Origin of the sequence: Mesomycoplasma ovipneumoniae (genome assembly GCF_035918255.1) — a bacterium.
Lineage (GTDB): Bacteria > Bacillota_I > Bacilli_A > Mycoplasmatales > Metamycoplasmataceae > Mesomycoplasma > Mesomycoplasma ovipneumoniae_A.
Map to the genome: position 1 here is coordinate 190,689 of NZ_CP142136.1, position 21,175 is coordinate 211,863.

At 29.2% G+C, this 21,175-nt stretch carries 17 protein-coding genes; 4 read left to right on the forward strand and 13 right to left on the reverse strand.

Going from position 1 to position 21,175, the window contains the following annotated elements; all coding sequences use genetic code 4:
* Window positions 1–10: 10 nt before the first annotated feature.
* The 11 genes from U3G01_RS00770 to U3G01_RS00820 all read right to left on the reverse strand — a co-directional run bounded on the left by U3G01_RS00770 (window position 11) and on the right by U3G01_RS00820 (window position 12,909).
* Window positions 11–661: a phosphotransferase gene (locus tag U3G01_RS00770; RefSeq protein ID WP_255030771.1), complete on the reverse strand. Its 651-nt coding sequence runs from the start codon at window positions 659–661 to the stop codon at window positions 11–13.
* A gap of 36 nt (window positions 662–697) precedes the next feature.
* The gene (locus U3G01_RS00775) at window positions 698–1,888 is read right to left on the reverse strand and encodes an endonuclease/exonuclease/phosphatase family protein (RefSeq protein ID WP_255030773.1); all 1,191 of its coding nucleotides are present in this window, start codon (window positions 1,886–1,888) and stop codon (window positions 698–700) included.
* A gap of 17 nt (window positions 1,889–1,905) precedes the next feature.
* Window positions 1,906–2,142, reverse strand: coding sequence for a hypothetical protein (locus U3G01_RS00780; RefSeq protein WP_255030774.1), 237 nt, complete (start codon window positions 2,140–2,142; stop codon window positions 1,906–1,908).
* 176 nt (window positions 2,143–2,318) lie between these two features.
* A complete protein-coding gene (locus tag U3G01_RS00785; protein WP_255030775.1) occupies window positions 2,319–3,935 on the reverse strand; it encodes an endonuclease/exonuclease/phosphatase family protein in 1,617 nt (538 codons plus the stop codon).
* Window positions 3,936–3,954: 19 nt separating this feature from the next.
* A complete protein-coding gene (locus tag U3G01_RS00790; RefSeq protein ID WP_255030776.1) occupies window positions 3,955–4,845 on the reverse strand; it encodes a 5'-3' exonuclease in 891 nt (296 codons plus the stop codon).
* 23 nt (window positions 4,846–4,868) lie between these two features.
* Window positions 4,869–7,802 carry a DNA polymerase III subunit alpha gene (gene dnaE / locus U3G01_RS00795; RefSeq protein WP_255030778.1) on the reverse strand — a complete coding sequence of 978 codons (2,934 nt, stop codon included), beginning with the start codon at window positions 7,800–7,802 and terminating at the stop codon, window positions 4,869–4,871.
* 644 nt (window positions 7,803–8,446) lie between these two features.
* A complete protein-coding gene (locus tag U3G01_RS00800) occupies window positions 8,447–8,794 on the reverse strand; it encodes a ribosome-binding factor A (protein ID WP_255030779.1) in 348 nt (115 codons plus the stop codon).
* A gap of 11 nt (window positions 8,795–8,805) precedes the next feature.
* Window positions 8,806–10,605, reverse strand: a complete 1,800-nt coding sequence (gene infB / locus U3G01_RS00805; protein ID WP_010321492.1) for a translation initiation factor IF-2 — start codon at window positions 10,603–10,605, stop codon at window positions 8,806–8,808.
* Window positions 10,572–10,862: a YlxR family protein gene (locus tag U3G01_RS00810; RefSeq protein WP_010321493.1), complete on the reverse strand. Its 291-nt coding sequence runs from the start codon at window positions 10,860–10,862 to the stop codon at window positions 10,572–10,574. Before U3G01_RS00810 ends, infB begins: the two co-directional genes overlap by 34 nt.
* 9 nt (window positions 10,863–10,871) lie before the next feature.
* Window positions 10,872–12,689, reverse strand: a complete 1,818-nt coding sequence (gene nusA, locus U3G01_RS00815; RefSeq protein ID WP_255030781.1) for a transcription termination/antitermination protein NusA — start codon at window positions 12,687–12,689, stop codon at window positions 10,872–10,874.
* Window positions 12,682–12,909, reverse strand: a complete 228-nt coding sequence (locus U3G01_RS00820; RefSeq protein WP_029513127.1) for a hypothetical protein — start codon at window positions 12,907–12,909, stop codon at window positions 12,682–12,684. The genes nusA and U3G01_RS00820 overlap by 8 nt, the downstream gene beginning before the upstream one ends.
* A gap of 300 nt (window positions 12,910–13,209) precedes the next feature.
* Between U3G01_RS00820 and U3G01_RS00825 the strand changes: the two genes are divergently transcribed.
* Window positions 13,210–15,210, forward strand: a complete 2,001-nt coding sequence (locus tag U3G01_RS00825) for a pullulanase (protein WP_255030783.1) — start codon at window positions 13,210–13,212, stop codon at window positions 15,208–15,210.
* A 92-nt stretch (window positions 15,211–15,302) separates the two neighbouring features.
* Here U3G01_RS00825 and U3G01_RS00830 read toward each other — a convergent pair whose 3' ends face one another.
* Together U3G01_RS00830 and U3G01_RS00835 are read right to left on the reverse strand one after the other, a co-directional pair.
* Window positions 15,303–16,679 (reverse strand): FAD-dependent oxidoreductase, encoded by a 1,377-nt coding sequence (locus U3G01_RS00830; RefSeq protein WP_010321034.1) that lies wholly within the window; start codon window positions 16,677–16,679, stop codon window positions 15,303–15,305.
* Between the two features lie 218 nt (window positions 16,680–16,897).
* Complete coding sequence (locus U3G01_RS00835) at window positions 16,898–17,581, reverse strand: 16S rRNA (uracil(1498)-N(3))-methyltransferase (protein WP_255030791.1); 684 nt, start codon at window positions 17,579–17,581, stop codon at window positions 16,898–16,900.
* Window positions 17,582–17,653: 72 nt separating this feature from the next.
* Between U3G01_RS00835 and alaS the strand changes: the two genes are divergently transcribed.
* The 3 genes from alaS to U3G01_RS00850 are packed head-to-tail and all read left to right on the forward strand — an operon-like array spanning window position 17,654 to window position 21,175.
* Window positions 17,654–20,305 carry an alanine--tRNA ligase gene (gene alaS / locus U3G01_RS00840; protein WP_255030792.1) on the forward strand — a complete coding sequence of 884 codons (2,652 nt, stop codon included), beginning with the start codon at window positions 17,654–17,656 and terminating at the stop codon, window positions 20,303–20,305.
* A complete protein-coding gene (gene ruvX / locus U3G01_RS00845; protein ID WP_010321037.1) occupies window positions 20,281–20,721 on the forward strand; it encodes a Holliday junction resolvase RuvX in 441 nt (146 codons plus the stop codon). Before alaS ends, ruvX begins: the two co-directional genes overlap by 25 nt.
* Window positions 20,711–21,175: a hypothetical protein gene (locus U3G01_RS00850; protein WP_255030794.1), complete on the forward strand. Its 465-nt coding sequence runs from the start codon at window positions 20,711–20,713 to the stop codon at window positions 21,173–21,175. Before ruvX ends, U3G01_RS00850 begins: the two co-directional genes overlap by 11 nt.

Genomic DNA, 21,175 nt, shown 5'->3' on the forward strand with positions numbered 1-21,175 from the left:
ACAATTAATGCTAAGCATACCACTTTTTATTTCAAAAGTTTGTAAAAATCTTGTATAAATATACAAAATCACTGAATTTTTCAGCGCTGAGACCAAAAAATTCAATGATTTTATCAGCGGAAATTCCTAAATTTAGATGCAAAGAAACATAATCAAAATAAGGATTATTGTACCTAACTCATTCGAAATCAATAAAATAAAGATTTGTTTTAGAAACAATAATATTTTTAAACTGTAAATCATTATGACAAATTACTTGAGGATCAAATTGATATTTTTGGACTAGTTTTTTGTATTTTTCATCGTTAATTTCGTTAATTTGTCAGTCAAATTTCGTAATTTTTTGATTGTTTTGTTGATGAAACTTTGAAAGTTCAGTAAATAACTTTTTAATATAAAAATCTAAGTTTTCTGAGTCTAAAATTTGTCCTTCAATCCATTTTTTAATGTAATTTCCCTTTTGATAAAAAAGAAAATTTGGATCATTTTGAATGAAATTTTTTTCATTTTGTCAATCAACAAAATTATTTTTTGCTATTCGAATTTGTACTTTTTGGCCTTGATAAAAAGCAATAAAAGTACAATTATGTAAACCACAGTAAATCAAGGTTGGATTTTTTATCAATGCAGTAATATTTTGTGGAAAAACGCTGAAATTCATAGGTTTTTTTGATTAATTAGAAAAAATTGACCTATTTTAATCATTATCAGATTCGCTTAATTCAAGGTCAAAATAAACCATTGTATGGTCTGAAATTCCCCTAATTCTATTTATATCTTTTGGATCGTCAAGTTTATATTTTACTGATCTGCCATCTTGCTTGCGCATTTTGTCATATTCTTCTAAATTGACTGTATTTTTCTCAAAAATTGAATACAATTCGTATTTTTGTGCATTTTTTGTTTTTAAATCGCCTTTATAAAAAATTTTGTCATAAGAATTTGCATATTCACCAAAATCTTTAGAAGATAAACTTGTTTTTTCATCTTTATCAAGGAGCAAACGGTATGACACTAATGTTGATTTAAATAATTTATCGGTGTTTTCAGTGCGAATGTTTGTGTCGCCCATGAAGATTATCTCATTATTTGGTCCATCTTTTTCGTCGATTTGAGCTAAAACATTAACTAAATCACGAGCTTCATTTGCTTCTTGTTCTCCTTGATTACGAGCTTCAGAATCGGCTTTTTCATTACGATTACTACTTGCTCCTGGGGCATCAAAATGACCGATTGCTAAAGTAAAATCATTTTTAATATTAGTTTTAGTTTGAAATTTAACAGCGGCAACTGGCCGAGCTCATGTCAAATTTTTTCCATCTTGAATTAAGTAAGGGTTAGAACTTCCCTCAAAATTTATTGTTTCAAGAAGCGAGGACTTATATAAAAAAGTGTATTTTTCTTGTTGGTTTGGTTTCCCATATTTGTCAGTAGTTATTTGTTTTCAACCAGCAGAGGGATTTAATTTTTCAAGTTCTTTTGCAATATCAGTCCCATCACCAGTTGAAGTAATTTCGGCAAGACCAACAACATCACTTCCGGAGGAATTTATAACATTAGCAAGAGCATAAGTTTTGGCGGTATTTGTATTTTTTTTTGATTTATTTGTGTAATTTAAAACGTTTCAAAAACCAACGCGAATTGATTGGATATTATCTTTTGCCTGATTTTTTTCAGGTTCTTGGGTTTTTTCTTGATTTTGGTTTTGTTTTTGTGTGTCATCAGTCGAAGTTGATAAGCCTTTTTGAGGTGATGTTTGATCACTATTTATAATAATTCCGGTTCCATTTTGATCTCCGGTAGATGAAGTATAAATAAAATATGCACCAGTACCAATAGCAGCGGCCGATCCTACAAGAATAAGCGGCAATAAAACAGTTTTTTTCATTTTAGATTAAATTTTTATTAATTAATTTCCTCTTTAGATAATTCAATTAGAACATCACTAACTTTTTTTAACTCAAGTTCATTTAAAATGTTTAGTAAATCAGGACAAATTTTGATATTTAAATTTTGAAGAATATCAAAATTAAATTTAGCACCATCATTCAATCTAATAAAATCTTTAAAAAACAATATTTTGTCCCTTTTTTCCTCGATTTGTCTTGATAATTTTGTAATAATTTTATCAAGATTTTCCAAAATGTTATCTACATTTTTATATTTTCTACTAATTTACTTGATAAAAAGCAATAAAAGTACAATTATGTAAACCACAATAAATTAAGTTTGGATTTTTTATCAATGCACTAATATTTGGACGAAAAACGCTAAAATTCATAGGTTTTTTTGATTAATTTTGAAAAAATTGATCTATTTTAATTTTTGTCAGATTCACTTAATTCAAGGTCAAAATAAACCATTGTATGATCTGAAATTCCCTTAATTCTTTTTACATCTTTTGGATCGCCAGATTTATAATTCATTAATCTTTTATCCTGCTCTCGCATTTGGTCATATCTTTCTAAATCAACTATATTTTTCTCAAAAATTGGAAATAAGTCGTATTTTTGTGCATTTTTTGTCTTTAAATCGCCTTTATAAAAAATTTTGTCAAAAGAATTTGCATATTTACCAAACTCAGAAGATAAGCTTGTTTTTTCATCTTTATGAAGAAGCGATTGGTATGACTCTAATGTTGACTTAAATAATTTTTCGGTGTTTTTACCATAAATATTTGTGTCACCCATGAAGATTATTTCATTATTTGGTCCATCTTTTTGGTCAATTTGGGTTAAAACATTAACTAAATCACGAGCTTCATTTGCTTCTTGTTCGCCTTGATTAGAAGCTTCAGAATCAGCTTTTTCATTACGCTTTTTATTAGACTTTTTATTATATGCACCTGGGGCATCAAAATGACCAACTGCTAAAGTAAAATCGTTTTTAATATTGGTTTTAGTTTGAAATTTAACAGCCGCAACCGGTCGCGCTCATTCCTTTAAGTTTATACCTTCTTGAATTAAGTAAGGGTTAGAATTTCCCTCAAAATTTATTGTTTCAAGAAGTGAAGACTTATATAAAAAAGTGTATTTTTCTTGTTGGTTTGCTTTACCATACTTGCCAGTAGTTATTTGTTTTCAACTAGCAGAGGGATTTAATTCTTCAAGTTCTTTTATAATATCAGTCCCATCACCGGATAGAGCAATTTCAGCAAGACCGACAATATCACTTCCAGAAGAATTTATAACAGCGGCAAGAGCATAAGTTTTGGCGCTATTTGGATCTTTTCCTTTATTTGTGTATTTTAGAATGTTTCAAAAACCTACGCGAATTGATTGGTTATTATCTTTTTGCAAATTTTTTTCAGGTTCTTGACTTTGTTCTTGATTTTGCTCTTGCTTTTGAGTCTCGTCGATCGGGGTCGACAATTCTTTTTCTACATTTTTTTCAGGTTGTTGACTTTGTTCTTGATTTTGCTCTTGCTTTTGAGTCTCATCAACCGAAGCGGTCAAGTTTTTTCCTACATTTTTTTCAGGTTCTTGGGTTTTTTCTTGATTTTGGTTCTGTTTTTGAGCCTCATTAACCGAAGTGGTCAAATCTTTTCCCAGATTTTTTTCAGGTTCTTGGGTTTTTTCTTGATTTTGGTCTTGCTTTTGAACCTCTTCAACCGAATCAGACAAGTCTGTTTCTACATTTTTTTCAGGTTCTTGGCTTCTTTCTTGATTTTGCTCTTGCTTTTGAGTCTCATCAACCGAAGCGGTCAAGTTTTTTTCTACATTTTTTTCAGGTTCTTGACTTTGTTCTTGATTTTGATTTTGAGCCTCATCAGTTGAAGCTGGCAAGTCTTTTTGAGGTGGAGTTTCACTTTTATTTATAATAATTCCCGTTCCATTTTGTTCTCCGGTAGATGAACTATAAATAAAATATGTACCAGCACCAACAGCTGCCGCCGATCCTGCGAAAATAAGTGGGAATAAAATAGCTTTTTTCATTTTAGATTAAATTTTTTTGTTAATTAATTTCCTTTTTCGATAATTCAATTAGAGCATCACTAACTTTTTTTAACTCAAGTTCATTTAAAATGTTTAGTAAATCAGGACAAATTTTGATATTTAAATTTTCAAAAATATCAAAATTAAATTTAGCACCATCATTCAATCTAATAAAATCTTTAAAAAACAATATTTTGTCCCTTTTTTCCTCGATTTGTTTTGATAATTTTGTACTTATTTTATCAAGATTTTCCAAAATGTTATCTACATTTTTATATTTTTCAAGTAATTTTATTGCGCCTTTTGCTCCTAGGCCATCAATTATCTTAATATTATCAGAACTATCACCCGCTAAAACTTTAAAATCAACAATTTGGTCGGGGTTAATCCCAAAATTTTGTTGAAAATTTTTCAAATTAATTGCATTAATAGAATTATTTTTAATTTTATTAATAATAGTTGTTTTTTTATCAACTAATTGTAGTAAATCTTGATCTGAACTAAAAATGAAAATTTCTATTTCAGGATCGGTATTTCTGATTATTTTTTGCATAGATGCAATTAAATCATCAGCCTCAAATTCGCTGTCCTGTGATCAAAAAAACCCTGATAAACTAAGGATTTTTTTGATTATATCTATTTGGAGAAATAAAGATTCAGGCGGTTTTTGTCTACCTTTTTTGTAATCAGGATAGCTTTGGTGACGATTTGTTGTTGAGCCAAAATCAAAGGCAAAATAGATATTGTTTGGCTCAACAAGTTTAATTAATTTAAAAACACTATTAAAAAAAATATGAACTGCAAAAGTCATATCACCTTTAGAATTAATTAGCTGATTCCCGTAGTATCCAGCAAAAAATGACTTAAAAGCAAGTCAATTTCCATCAATTAGCAAAATTTTTTTATTCATAATTGTCAACTTTATTCTTCAATTTATTTTATTATTTTATATTTTCCCTTATCTGTTAGAAATAATTTAAATTTATAATTTTTTCCTAACTCAAGGGAAGAATAATCTGGGTTGCTTGAATAGGCCACAATTGTCGTTTCTCCATCTGTTAGAGTTAGATAATAAAGTGTAAAGGCGTTATTTATAAGGCGTTCTTTTACTTTTTTCAACTCAAGATATAATAAATATTCATTATTAGGTCTTAAATCTTTAAGTGGAATTTGATTTGTAACAACTTGTGTCTGTTTTTTTTCAATAAAAGACATTCCCAGATATTTTATTTCATTTTTGTAGTTTTCATCTTCATTATAAGGTAGTTTTTCAAGCAAATTTGATTCAGTTTCGCTATTATTTTCAAGCGCAACCAAATTTCCGTCTTTGTCAGTTAAGACTAAAGTGGCATGATTTCAAAGTAAATCTAAATTATGAGCTAATGTTTCTTGATTTGCAAATTCTTTTAGTGAATTTGCAAAAATTAATTTTTCAATTGCAACTTTTGAAAAATTAATTATTTTCATTCGTCTTATAAAATCAAGGAAAGACTTATATTTTCCATTTTTTTGGCGTTCGTCAATAATTGATTTAATTGCGATTGTTCCAAGACCTTTTATCATTAAAAGTGGGAGGTAAATCGTGTTATTTTGTTCAGAATAAGTCGCCATGTGGGACGAAAAGTTAATATTTGGCTGCAAAATCTGAATTCCAAAATTTTGTGCTTCTTGGGCATATTTTTTAATATTTGCGTGAGCACCATTTTCATTTGAAATAAGTTCGGCAAAAAAATAAAGGGGAAATTTAGCTTTTAAATAAGCCATTTTATAGGCTAAATTTGCATAGGCAACCGCGTGGGCTTTATTAAAACCATAGTCAGCAAATTCATAAATTTTATCATAAATTTCAGAGACTAATTTAGGATCACGGCCTAATTTAGCACCTCCTTCAAGGAAGTGTTTCTTAATTTGTTCCAGTTTTGATTCATCTTTTTTGGAAATAGCAACGCGAATTATATCTGCCTGAGCCAAATCAAAACCTGCAACAACTTGACAAATTTCCATAATTTGCTCTTGGTAAATAATAACTCCAAAAGTTGACTCAAGAATTTTGTCATATTCCGGGAAAAACTTAGGTCAATTTCCACTTTCTTTGTTTTTTGCATAGGTCGGAATTTGCTTAATTGGACCAGGACGATAAAGTGAGATTATCGCAACAACGTCATCAATTGAATTTACGCCGATTTTTTTAATGCTTGTTGTCATTCCGGGCGATTCTAGTTGGAAAATTCCGCTTGTTTTTCCTTCAGATAAAAGCTTATTTGCGCTTTTATCATAGATCGGAAGCTGGTTAAATTGCAAATTGCGACCTTTTTTATTAATTTTGGCAAGAATATTTGCCACAATAGTTAAATTTTTTAAACCTAAAAGGTCAATTTTCAAAAGTGAAAAATCTTCAATAAATTCAGCAGAATACTGAATCTGATTAAGATTTTCCTTTGAATAATGAAGCGGCACTAGCTGAGATATTGGTGTTTTTGAAAGCACAATTCCTGCTGCATGAGTTGAGGACTGACGGGGCATTCCTTCCAAAAAGACACTGATTTCATAGATTTTTTTGTAAATTGCACTGTTGTCTTGGCCTTGAAAATTGTCGCCTTTTTGAATTAGTTTGTAAAATTCGGACTTAGTATTTTGATAAAGTTGAGCCAGTGTCATATTTGCACTAATTAATTTAGCATTTTTATTAATTTGAGCCTCTGGAATACCAAAGCCTTTTGAAATATCGCGAAAAATACTTTTGGCCGCAAGTGTCGAAAAAGTGATAATTGTCGCACAATGTTCAGGGCCGTATTTTTGGAAAAGATAATCAATTACCTCATTTCGACGAGTATCTTGAATATCAATATCAATATCGGGCATTGAAATTCGTTTAGGATTCAAAAACCTTTCAAAAATTAGGTTGTATTTTAAAGGATTAACGGCGGTAATATCTAATAAATAAGCAATAAGCGATCCAGAAGCCGAACCTCGACCTGGCCCAATTAGAATATTATTTTCTCTAGCTCATTTAAGTAAATCTCAAATTATCAAAAAATAGTTACTGAATTTAAGCTCACAAATTATTTTATATTCATACTGTAGTCTTGAGGATCAGTTGTAATTTTCAAGTTCGGATCTTTTTTTGTTTATTCCTTCTATTAAAACATTTTTTAAAATAATATCAGGATCACTTTGGCCTGTTGGATCTAAATTTGGCAAATTAATTCCAGATTTAGGAAATTCAATTTTAATATTTTCAACTAGGGCGTTTGTTCTCTTGATAATTTCAGGCTCAATCTCAACTTCTCAGTCATTAAAATCGTACAATTTTTGGCCAGTATCAAAAATTTCGCCTTTAATTTTGTAAAGCGCTTCTAGATAAATTTTCTCTGATGCATAAAGCACATTTCGCTCTTGGACATAAATTGCATTGCTAATTTTGGGATTATTTTCGACAATATAGTAGTTTTTTAAATTACTTTGTCCTAAAAGTGTTGATAATTGGACCTTTTTTTGACAGTAAAAACCTTTTTTGGGGTGGTCAATAATGATTAAATCATCTTGATTTTGTAAGTCCCCAAGAAAAATGTTCTCATTTTTTGTTTTTTTAGTCGAGATTTTTGACAAAAAAACATAACCTGAATAGTTTTTTGCAAGCAAAATAAAATGAAATTTTTCAATTTCAATTTCAAGACCAATTACAGGATTAATCCCATTTTCCTTGCATAATTTGTAAAACTTTGGAACCCCAAACATTGTGTTAAAATCTGTTAGCACCAATGTTTTTAAGTTATTTTTGAGCGCAAAATCAATTAGTGAGTCTAATTTGATCGTTGATGATAAAAATGTATATTCGCTTCTTGTGTGTAAATTTATTAGATTCATATTTAAAGTAATTTTATTTTAAATTTAAAAAAATTCATTTATTTTTTGAAAAAATGTCAAAAAATAAATGAATGTTCTTTGAAAAACTTTTTAAAATAGATAGTCCTGAGTTTGCCGGTTTAATGACAAAAATTCATTTTTAGTGGATATAAATACGTAAAAATACCGGTAAATCCGTGTTTTTTGACCTAAAATCTTAATTTTTATTATCTTAAAATTAACCTTTTTTTAAAAAAAAAAAAAAAATGCTTGGTTTAAAAAAATTTTGAGTTATAATAAGTCTCACTAAGAATAATTAATAAATTTTGATATTGAATTAAGGGGGAATTAGTTATGTTTTTGGCACAATAAACTTAGATAATGCCATTTTTTCCATTATGGCTTTAAATATTAATGGAATGCCTTAAATTTGACCGTTTAGAAATCTACAAATTTATGGCTTTTAGTTATTGTTCTTTCAAAACTTCATATATTTTTTTAGGCTCAATTTAAATAAAAACGAGTTTTCTATTTACATTGAGTTTAAATAGTAGTTGTATTTTTTTATGGTTTTTGTTATTTTATCCTTGAATTGATTTTTGCCAGTGTTTTAACTAAAAAAGCAGTTTAAATATTTTATATTCACTGAAAAATTTTTAAAATAGTTAGTTTTTGTCGTTACTTTCATCTTCAGATTTAATTCTGGCAAAAATTTTGTCCATTTCATCGACACGTTTTGCAACAGGATCGAGTTTAAAGTGTAATTCTGGAACTTTAAAGCCTTCAAGTTGATTTCCAAATTTGAGTCTTATAAATTTTTCAGCTTTAATAATTTCGGCTAGAAACTTATCTTCATCATATTCAAACTCTAAATAGACAAAAAGATGAGAATTATCACCTGAAAGACGGACTCAATTTACAGCAATTGGCATTCTTTCAGAAAAATTTGAGTCGATAATTTTTGAAATCAACTGGTGATAATAAGTTTGCCGTTTTTCATGACTAACAGACATAATTTTCTCCTTTAATTATCAATTTCAACTTCAATAAAAGATTTAAGTTCATCACCTATTTCGATGTCATCAAATTTGTAGATGTGTGTTCCAAATTCATTTCCAATTGTTACCTCTTTTACAGGATTTTTATCACGCTGAAGTGATTCAATTTTTCCTGAGTGAATTAATTTGGAATTTCTTCACAATTCAATTTTGCAATTTTCAACAAATTTTCCACTAACAACGCTACATCCGGCAATTGAACCGACTTTTGAGAATCAAAATTTAGCAATGATTTTAGCAGTACCAATATGTTGAAGTTCGTATTTGATTTCACGCATACTTCGAACTTGCTTTTTAATTTCATCAACTATTTTATAAATAATAGTGTGCTCACGAATTTCGACTTGAGCTTGTTTAGCTTGCGCTTTTATTGCTGGCGGAACTTGGAGGTTAAAAGTGTAAATAGTTGAATTTGAAGTTTGGGCTAGCAAAATATCAGCTTTGTTAATAATCCCAACTCCAGAGTGTAAAATGTGAATATGAACATGTTTTGAAGCAAGTTGTTCAATTGTTGAATGCAAAGCTTGAGCAATTCCAGTTACATCGGCTTTGATTATAATATTTAAGGTTTTTTCTTTTGTTTGTTGACTAGTTTGGGCTTTTGTTTTTGAAAGTTTTTCAGATTGTCTTCTTTCTAATGCAAGTTGTTTGGCAAATTTTTCCTCATGGAAGCCAAAAAATTTATCACCAGCTTCAGGAACATAATTTAGACCTGTGACAATAACCGGAGTTCCCGGAGGAGCAAATTTAATTGGCTTACCATTTGTGTCTTCAAGTGAACGAATTCGACCGTATTGACAACCAGCAACAATGAAATCTCGAACCATCAAAGTTCCATTTTGCACCATTAGAGTTGCAATTGTTCCTTTATTATGGTGAAGTTTTGCTTCAATAACGGTTCCAATTGGGTAGCGATTTTTGTTCGCCTTTAGTTCAAGTATTTCAGCAACTAGTAAAATAGACCGAAAAAGTTCATCAATTCCTTGTCCAGTTAGAGCCGAACCGTAGACAAAAATATTGTTTCCCCCTCATTCTTCGGTGACAATATTTAATGCTGAAAGTTCATTTTTGATTCGATCAATGTCTTTGTTAGGTTTGTCCATTTTATTAACAAAAACAATAATAGGCACATTTGCAGCAGTAGCATGACTGATAGCTTCTTTAGTTTGAGGCATAACTCCATCATCAGCAGCAACAACAAGCACGATAATATCGGTAACTTTTGCCCCGCGCGCGCGCATTTGTGTAAAGGCTTCATGACCTGGTGTGTCAATAAAATTGATAATATTGTCTTCAAAATTAACTTGATAAGCACCGGTGTGTTGGGTTATTCCGCCGCGCTCATTTTTTGCAACATTAGTTTTTCTAATAAAATCAAGAAGTGTTGTTTTTCCGTGATCGACATGACCCATAACCGTAATAATTGGAGGGCGGTGGCTGAGATGATCAGAATCGTCTTTAATACTTACTTCTTCCATGAAATTTGATGCATCAATTTGGACTTCTTTTTTAAAATCAAGTCCAAATTCAAGACAAACTTCGGCAATTTCATCTTCAGATAGACTATGATTTAAATTATACATTTTTGCTTGTTTGAAAAAATAAGTAATAATTTCATTAACAGAGACATTAATTTTTTCTGAAAGTTCGCTAATTGTCATTATTCCCGAAAAGAGAAAAACGCCGTTGTGAACTTTAGTTTCAACATTTTTTAGTTGAGCCTTAATGTCGCCTACATTTGAGATTCGTTTTTGCGGTTTTTTCATAAGTTTTCTACCTCGATTGCTAAATTTTGGTAAGCAAAAGGGGAAATATTTGTTTTAAAAGCGCGATTAAAAAGTTTTCTTTTAATCGCAAATTGAATTTTTTCATAATCATTGAAAATGTAAGCGCCCCTGCCACCAATTTTTTTATCAAAATGTTTATCAATAATTAATTTTTGATTAATATAAGTGAACCTAATTAAATTATTTATAGGATAAACTTTTTGATCAACTATACATTTTCTTGTGTGATTTTTCATTTTGCTACCTTAAAAGTCAAAATCGTCAATATCAATATCATCAACACCGGTGTATTTTACAAGATCATCATCTGATTTGAAATTTTTAATCTGTTTTTCATTTTCGATATATGATTCACTGTTTTCTTCGGTTTGAGAATTAACTTGTACTTTTGGAGTTTTTTGGTCTTGTTTTTTACCTTCTTCTTCTTCTAAATGTTGTTTGTCGATTAATTCATTTTCGCTAATTGCTTCATTAACGGCTGAATCAAACAAAGAATCGGCATCAAAAAATTTTTTTTGATTTACATTTGAAAAAGAATATGAATTTTCTACTGAATCTGATTGATAATTTGAGTAATTTGGTTTATTTTCTTGTTTATTAACGCCTTTGTTTGAAGGTTTATTTTTAGTTGCTGGTTGTTTCAAAGGACTAGCGGGTTTAGCAATTTCTGGCTGAATTTTAGTAGATTTTACTTTATTTCTAGGTATAAATTCATTCTCAACCCCATAAGGTTTTTCAAGTTCGAGAATATCAGATTCAAATTGCTGCAAAATTGAGTCAAAACTATTATTAGGTCGACTATATGAATTTCACTTATTTTGATATGCGCGACTTTGTTGACGTTGCATATATTCGTTTTTGAGATCGATTAGTTCTTGATGATCTTTGACATTTCCGTTTCACTCAATTTGGAAATTATTGTCTTTTAGAACTGCAGAATAAGGCAAAATTTGAAGTTGACTACGAGTTAAATCGGCTGTTAATTTTACATTTGAACCGTTTTTCCCAATAGCAAGACTATGTTGAAAATCAGGCACAACTACGGTAAAACGCCGTAATTTATGACTTATTTTGAACTCTTTTACGCAAATAACTTTTGAAGGTGACATTGCATTTACAATGAATTGAATTATATTGTCATCATATTTAATAACTTCAATTTTTTCGCCATCAAGTTCTTGGGTAATTGCAAAAATTCTTGAACCGGTTTCGCCAACAACTGAGCCAATTTCTGAAATGTCATTTGCTTCAGCATCATCAGTTTTTCGGATTGCAACCTTACATTTTTCACCAGGAATTCGCGCTATTGAAGCTATTTCAAGATATTTAGATTGTAATTCAGGAATTGCATCAATTATTTTTTTCTTAACAAGTTGAACTGATTTTGATGAAACGACAACTTGAGACTGTTTTGTATTTTTAGTTACATTTTCAATAACAACTTCATGACGTGAACCAATTTTTAAATTATTTCCAGTTGCATAATGACTTGGCATAAAAGCAGAAACTTTGTCATCATCAATTTCAAAAATGTAACCAGCTGAAATTTTGTTTGTTATTGTCGCAGAGACAACCTGATTTTTTAATAAAGAATATTTATTAAAAACATTATTACGAACAATTTCAGAAATTTTTTGTTTAAAAGTATGCATGATTGCTGTAAAAAGTCATTGTTCAAAAGCTGTAAGGTCAAGTTCAATTGAAAAAATGTCATCAACACGTGCATTTTCGTCGACCTTTTTTGCATCAGAAACTAAAATAAATGAAATAGATTCATTAATTTTTTCTTCATTTGTCAGCTCATCAAAATAAGTATCTTCAACAACAATTCCGTTTGTATTAAAAACTTTAAAATTTGAATCTTCCAGATTAGCTTCAATTACAATATGCGCGTCAGGGTCGATTTTTCGTGATATAACAAATTCAATAGCTTCTTGGAAAATATCAACAACTCTATCTAGCGATAACTCGCTGTTTTTAGCAACCTCCTTAATTGATTGAACAATTAATCTTGCATTATCTCTTGGGTTAATTTTAGTAACTTTTTCTTTTTTCCTATTCATCTTGGTAATCCTGCCCTCTTGAAAGCACTTCTAAAATAAAATTTTTTTCACTAGACTCAATTTTATCAATAAATTCAGAAATTTTTACAGAAATCTCTTCAACTTGATCAAGCGAATTATAATTTGTAACAATTCTTAAATAGTTCAGCCCGTCTTCTAAAACAAAATTAATTGACAAAATATCATTAAATTCATTTTTTAACCTTTGTATTAAATTCAAATTATCTCCTTTTTTTCGAATGTTTTCAATAAAGTTTGTTGGGTTTAAAACAAAAAAGTCGTCACAAGGACAACCTTTTATTGAAATGTTAATTTTATAAAGGTTAAAATAATTATACAACGTTTAAATTTTTTTAAAATAAAAAATTAAAAGTAAATGATTTTTAGCTGTTATGTTATAATTTAAAAATATGTTTTTTTAGCTCATTTATAGAAGTTTTGTATTTTTTCAACATAAGTATTATAACAACTTCTAGATTTATCGTTTATTTTAGCACTTTTTTGGGTTTTTATAGTAAATATGTTTATTAATTATGATACTGCTTTAATTAGAAAAAATTCGCGCGGTGAATCGTATTGAGGACCGCTAGGCTTAATTTTTAATTCAAACCGTTTTGAATTTTATTTATGATCACCTGATGCAACGCGGGTTCACTTTGCAATTTATGAAAATTTTCAAGACACAAATCCAACCGAAATAATCGCAATGACAAAGCGATCTGATGTTTGGTTTTGTGAAATTGACGAAAAATTTCACGGATATCTTTATAATTTACTAATTGAGCACCGTGATTCAAAAATAACCGAAGCGCTTGACCCTTATTCTTACAGCATTTGTCCTTTTGATTGAACTAAAAATGAAGTTCCAAAAAGTTATTTAATTGATATTTATTCACCTCAAGCTGGCACAAGTCCTTTAGAATTATCATTTCAAACCAAAAATCCGCTGAGTGATGCGCTAATTTATGAATTAAATATTCGTGATTTTAGTTCAAAAAATTCAAACATAGCAAATCCAGGAACTTTTCTTGGGGCTCTAGATCAGAAAATTTTTGATTATCTGTCTGACTTAAATTTTAATTTTTTGCAATTATTGCCAGTTCATTCTTGTTACACTTTTAGTCAAAAAAATATTTCAATTCTTAAAAAAGGTCAAGGAAAAGGTCATTTTACAAACTATAATTGGGGCTATGATCCACTTGGTTTTTTTTCAATTAATTCAAGTTATTCGTCAAACCCGGTTGACCCGTATTTAAAAATAAAAGAATTTAAGGCATTTATTGACTCAGCTCATAAAAAAAATATCGGAATTATTCTTGATGTTGCTTTTAGTCAAACTTTTCGAAAATCTATTTTAGATGATGTTGCTCGAGGTTATTTTTATCGCGATGAGGCTTTGTCTTTTCCTTCCCAATTTCCGCCTCTTGATTCACAAAAGCCAATGGCATTTAGGTTAATTTTAGACTCGCTTATTTTCTTTGTTAAATACTATAAAGTTGATGGATTTCGCTTTGATGCAGCTTCGTATTTTGATAAAAAATCGCTTGAAATTATAAGTATTGAACTGAAAAAAATAAATCCTAACATTATCTTGTTTGGTAAATTTTGTAAAAAAACTGATTTACAACATAAAAATCGAACGGAAAAAACTAGTCGTTCTAATAATTTTAATTTTGCTTATTTAAATAACGGGCTTTCTAATGTCATTCGCGGATCTAATGTTCCTGGTGATAAAGGTCTAATTTTGTCAAAAAATAGTTCAAAATTTGCTTCATATGTCTCATTAATTCCAGGTGGTATTTTTGATTTTAATTTTGGCGATTTTTTTCACTCAAGTAGAAGAGATGACCTTTTTGCAAACGATATTAGTATAAATGTTTCTTATATAACTTCATATGATGGTCCTACTTTGGCTGACAAAATTTTAACAACTGCTTCAGGGCTAACGAAAAACGCCTTTATCGAAACTTACCGTCAAGCATTAATGATGGTTTTATTTGTTCAAGGAAAAGTTCTTTTAAGTTCAGGAACTGAGTTTGGCTTTTCAAAAGTGTGTGATTTTTCGGGCGCTAGTTATTCAAATTGTCATCTTAATTTAAATTCAACAAAACCACCTTTTCCATTTCAGGCCAATAAATTTCTTGATTTTTATTCAAATAAAACTACTGATTTTACTAATGGTCTTGATTTTAGCCTTCTTGAAATTAACGAAATCAAAGCTAAAATTTTTAATTTTTTAGCAAAAATTAATGAATTTCGTCAAAAAACCCAGTTTTTTAGATTGCCAGATAATCAAGCAATTTGTGATTCTATAAAATTCGAAACTGTTGATAATAAAAAAGGACTAATAATTTTTAACATCCAAATTAAAAACGAAATTATTAAAGTGATTCATAATTTTTCAAGCAATTCTTATGACTATAATTTTGAAGATTTTGATGTAATTTTTAATTCTAAATTACAATTTAGTCAAAATATTATTCAAAAACGACAGTCAATCTTACTTATGAAAAAACACTAAAAAATTTAGCATTAGAATTTGCCTTGAATTTTAAAAAAACTAAAAAAACCAGATAAAACTGGTTTTTTTAGTCAATTTTTGAGGCAAAAACTTTATTTTTTATTGTAATTTAGGCCTAGTGCATTTAAAATTACTTGGATCACAAAATTAAATGGCTTATTGTAATGAGGCAAGAAGTAAAAATCTGAAAGAGCAATTTCTGGTAATTTTAGACCTTTTTGAATTGCTAGTGAAAGGAAATAAATTACTTCAGTGTGGTTATATTCTTTTCCATATGAACCAATTTGAGCACCAATTAATTTTAGACTTGGTTTGTCATAAGCAATTTTGATTCATACTTTAGATTTATTTTGCATAAATTCTGGGCGATCTCAGTCCTCGAGATATTCAACACCAACATTATCCAAGCCCATTTTTGGACAAGCATTTTCACAATATCCAGTTGAGGCATAATTAAATCCAAAAACAGAAATTGCATTTGTTCCAACATAACCTGGGAAAGGAATATCTTCACGTCCTGCAATGTGGAAGGCAGCAACTATCCCTGATTTTACGGCATTTGTTGCAAGTGCAATGTGAGCGTGTTGTTTAGTTACATTGTGAACCATTGAAGCTGAATCACCAATTACATAAAGATCTTTATCGCTTAAGCAACGTTGGAATTCATCAACTTTGACTGCACCATTAGCAGTTTTTTCAACGTCTGTTAAGATTTTAGTGTTTGGTGAAAATCCAATAGCTAAAATTACTAAATCAGCAGCATATTTACCTTTGTCTGTCTCAACAAAAGCAACTTTTTTTCCACTTTCATCGGCAATAAAGCGAACAACTTTTTGATTAAATTGTAAATTAATACCTTCTTCAACGATTTTATCCTCAATTTTTTGAGTAAATTCCTTATCAAAATAATTAGGGATAATTCTATCTTGCATGTCAATTAGTGTTGTTTTTTTGCCATATTTGTGAAAAGCTTCAAGTAATTCAATACCGATGTAACCACCACCGATAATAATTACATTTTTAATTGTTGGATCAACAGCTTTTGCTTTAATTTCTTGTGCGTGAGTAAATGTTTTTGAAACTAAAATGTTTTCAAGATTAATCCCCTCAAAAGGTGGAATAATCGGCCAAGTTCCGCCGGCAAAAACTAATTTATCATAGCTGTCTTTAAAAATTTCGCCACTAACTAAATTTTTAACGGTAATAATTTTATTTTCACGGTCAATTTCGAGAACATCATGCTGTAAATGAACATCGATTCCCATTGATTTTAATTGTTCAGGACTTGAATAAAAAAGTCCAGATGGATCACTAAATTCATCAGAAACTCAAAGTGCAATTCCGCAACCTAAAAAAGAAATGTCAGTATTTCTATCATATGAGACAAGTTCTGCTTGTGGGTAAATAGTTTTTAGGGTTCTTAAAAATGAAGTTCCGGCATGGTTAGTTCCAATTGATATTATTTTCATAAAATCTCCTATTTTTTGTTTTTTCGGGAGTAAAAAAAATTAAATTTAATTTTAATAAATTATACAATGTTTTTCCAATTTTTTATTAAAATTACGTTATAATTTACAAAGTAAAGATTAAGATAAAGGGTTGCTAAAAAGCATTAAAATAAAAAATCTTCGAAATTTTAGAAAAAACCGCTAAATTTCGAAGATTTTTCCACTTTTTTGCTAAAAAATTAATCATTTATGCATTTGCTTAATAAAAAAATAGCGGCTGTTTCAGAACGTAAAATTCTTTTGCCTAAAGACACAACTTCAAAATCAAATTTTTGGGCTAAATCTATCTCTGATTGGTCAAAACCACCTTCAGGACCGATTATTATAATTGTATCATTTTGTGATTGGTCTATTTTTGTCTGGTTTTTTTGGCCTTCAAAGGCGATTAATTTTTGACTAAAATTACTAGAATTTTTCAAAATATCACTGTAATTTATAGGTAAATTTATTTTTGGAATCAAATTTCGAAAACTCTGTTGTGCGCTGTGGAGACAAATTTGCTCTCATCTTTTTAATTTTTTTCTTAAGTCTCCTTCTAATTTTTGACTTACATTTTTACTAAAAAACGGTCAAATTTCACTGACTCCAATTTCAACAGCCTTTTGAATTGCAAATTCAAAGGATTTTGTCTTTAGAATTGCAAGTGCTAAAATAACCTTGTTTTTAGGTTCATTATTTATTTCAAGTTTTTCAATAATTTCAGCTTTGTTTGAATTTTGAACTAATTTTGTAAGATAAAATTCACCTTTGTAAACACAGATAAAATTTTCGTTTTTAATTCGCACAACTTTAATATGATTTAAATTTAAATCATCAAGAATAAAAAAATTTTCTTGTTTTTCACTAACAAAAAAACGGAACATAGATAAAATTTTATTATAAAATTTTACAAATCCTAAAAATTAAGTAAAATTATTATTATAAGGATATAACAAATGAAAAAATTATCAGCTAATGAAGTTCGTCAACTTTGATTTGATTTTTTTCAACTAAAAAATCATCTTCTTATAGAATCTAAACCCCTTGTTCCCCAAAATGATGATTCGCTTCTTTGAATTAATTCAGGAGTTGCGGCATTAAAAGATTATTTTATTGGTAAAAAAATTCCACCTTCAAAACGACTTGTTAATTCGCAAAAAGCACTAAGAACTAATGATATTGAAAATGTTGGTCAAACTTCAAGACATCATACTTTGTTTGAAATGTTAGGAAATTTTTCAATTGGTGACTATTTTAAACTTGAAGCGATTGATTTTGCCTTTGAATTTTTGACTAAATGATTAGAATTAGACCCTGAAAAACTTTATATAACATATTATGATAGTGATCTTGAGACTTTAAATAAATGGAAAAGTTTAGGTTTTCCTGAAAATAGGCTCATTCCTGGTGGAAAAAAAACTAATTTTTGAGACTTAGGTCAAGGTCCTTGTGGTCCATGTACCGAAATTTATTTTGACCGTGGTGAAAAATTTGATGCTCGTGGTGATGAATTAATAAGAAATGACATCGAAAATGACCGTTTTATTGAAATTTGAAACATTGTTTTTTCAGAATTTAATAACGACGGTGCGCAAAATTATTCACCATTAATGTCAAAAAATATTGATACTGGTGCAGGTTTTGAAAGAATCGTCTCAATTTTGCAAAATGGTCCAACTAATTATGACACAGATCTTTTTTTGCCAATTATTGCAGAAATTCAAAAGTACACTGATTTTAAATACGATATTGAAAATTATTTTAAAAAAGATGCAAAACAAGCACAAATTAATAAAAGTTTTAGACTAATTGCTGACCACATTCGCGCAATAAGTGCCGCAGTAAATGATGGAGTTATGCCATCAAATTTACACCGAGGCTATATAATTAGGCGTTTAATCAGAAGAGCCTATTGAAACGGGAAAAAATTAGGAATTTCAGAAGAGTTTTTACACAAATTAGTTCCAATTGTGGCTAAAACACTAAACTCTAATTTTGACATCGAAAAAATTGAGTCTGTGATTTATCATGAAGAGAAAAATTTTATAAAAACTCTTGAAATTGGTCATGAACTGTTAGAAAATGAGATAAAAAAAACTGAAGGTCAAATTTCTCCAGAAATTGTTTTTAAACTTTTTGTTACTTACGGTTTTCCTCCTGAACTAACTCAGGAAATCCTTCAAGAAAAAAATATTAGTTTTGACCTTAAATCATTAGAAGAATATCGCGAAAAACACGCTCAAATTTCCCGGGCAAATATTAAAAAAGGCATGGGAAAGGTTATTGATTCTTTAAATCAAGTTACATCACAAATTTCAGAATTTATAGGTTATGAATTTCACAAAACAGAAACAAAAATTGCTTTTTTAGCAAATCAATTTAGTGAAATTGACCAAAGTAACGAAGGTGAAATTTCATATGCAATTTTTGAAAAAACTCCATTTTATGCAACAGCAGGTGGTCAAAAACATGATCAAGGATATATAATTCAAAATGGCAAAAAAATTGAAATTATTGATGTTTTTAAGGATAAATTTTTAAACAATGTCCATGTTTTTGAAGGTGAACTATCAAAAAATTTACCGGTAATTTTAGAACTAAATTCAGACAATCGCTTAAAATTAGAGCGAAACCATTCGGCAACTCACCTTTTATTTGCTTCACTTCGGGCAGAATTTGGTCCTCAAATTAAACAACTTGGTTCTGATAATAACGAAGAAAGATTGACTTTTGACTTTCCTTGTGCTCAAAAACCTTCAAAAGAAGAAATAAAATCTGTTGAAAACCGTGTAAATTCATATATAAGTCAACAAGTTCAGCGTGAATATTTGGTAACAAACCTAGAAAAAGCCCAAAAACTAAATGCAATTATGACATTAGAAGAATCAGAATACATGGATCCTAATGCGCTTCGGCTTGTGGTTTTTCCTGGAATTACAACAGATTTATGCGGTGGAACTCATATTCAAAACACTAAATTATTAGAAAAATTCACAATTTTATCATGCCAAACTAAGGGTTCAGGAATTTACCGAATTCGTGCTGTTAGTTCTTTTGCCAAAAATGTTGAGTTTTTAGAACAAAATATTGAACTTTTGAAGTTTCAAATTACTTCATTAGTTAATAAAATTGCAAAAATTAGTCAAGATTTTACCTTTGATTTTCCAAGTTTTACTGATTTAGATTCAGAATTTGAGCACTTGACAAAAATTGAAGAAGACCTTAAAGAACAATATAAAAAAATCTTAAAAAATCAAGACATCTCTCAGTCATTAGAATTAAATTCAGAAAATTTTGTTGACATTAACCAAAATAAGTTTTACATTGATTTAGAATTTAATTCCAAAAACTTAAAACAATCAGCAGCTACTTTTAGGCAAAAAAACCCAAAATCAACATTTATTTTAGCTACAAATCTCGAAGATGAAAATCATTTAATTACAGTTGCATCTTTTAACTTAGAATCAAATATCATTCTTGAAAAAATTCTAGAAATTTACGATGGTGCAGGAGGTGGAAATTCTAAAATAGCTCAGGCAAAAATCAAGAAAAAACCTATAAAAGACGATATAATTAAGCTTTTATGAGCATTAGACCCAGAGTTTTAGCACTTGATTTAGGGGTTAAGTCTTGCGGCTTTGCAATTTCTGATTCAGATTGGAAAATTTCACTACCCCTTGAGCAATATAATTTTAATAGGTATGATTTTGCAAGAGTTATCGCGCGAATTGGTTTTTGATTGGATCAATATTCTATTTCTACTCTTGTTTTAGGTTATCCTTTAACTTTATCAGGTAAAATTTCTCCAAGAACAATTATGGTCGAAGAATTCGCCCAATTAATAAAAAAACACTATCAAATACAACTTTTTTTTCAAGATGAGCGACTTTCTTCCAAGGAGGCCAACTCAATTTTAATTGACTCAGGTTTGTCCTTTAAAAAAAGGCAAAAAATTATTGACAAATTAGCAGCTCAAATTATACTTGAAAGATTTTTACAAACACAAAATGCATATGAAAAATAAAAAAACTTTAACTCAAGAACCAATAAACCTTTCAGATCCACAGCGAGTAATAATCGCAAAAGAAATTTCAAATTCAACAAATCCGGGTTACGAAAAACTTTATTCACTTTTCTATACTGAATTTGAAGATTTAAGAATTTTTTCTGTTGTTTTTGATGAGAAAAAAAATATTCTTGCCTTTGAAATTGATAGAAATACTTGAGAAACTACAAAAACTTTTGTTGAATTTGACGACCAAACAATTGAAATTCTAGAGATGCAAATTAATGAATTTTTTGATACAAATAAGTTCATATTTGAAGGCAAGCCAATTGATCCTTTTACTTTTTTTAATAATTTCTCGCCTGAAACCGAATATGATGATATAATTGAGGAACTTAGTGATAAAGAAGCAATTAGAGTTCCTGAAGTAAAAAATAAAACAAAAAAAGCTATAAAATCAAAGGTAAATTAA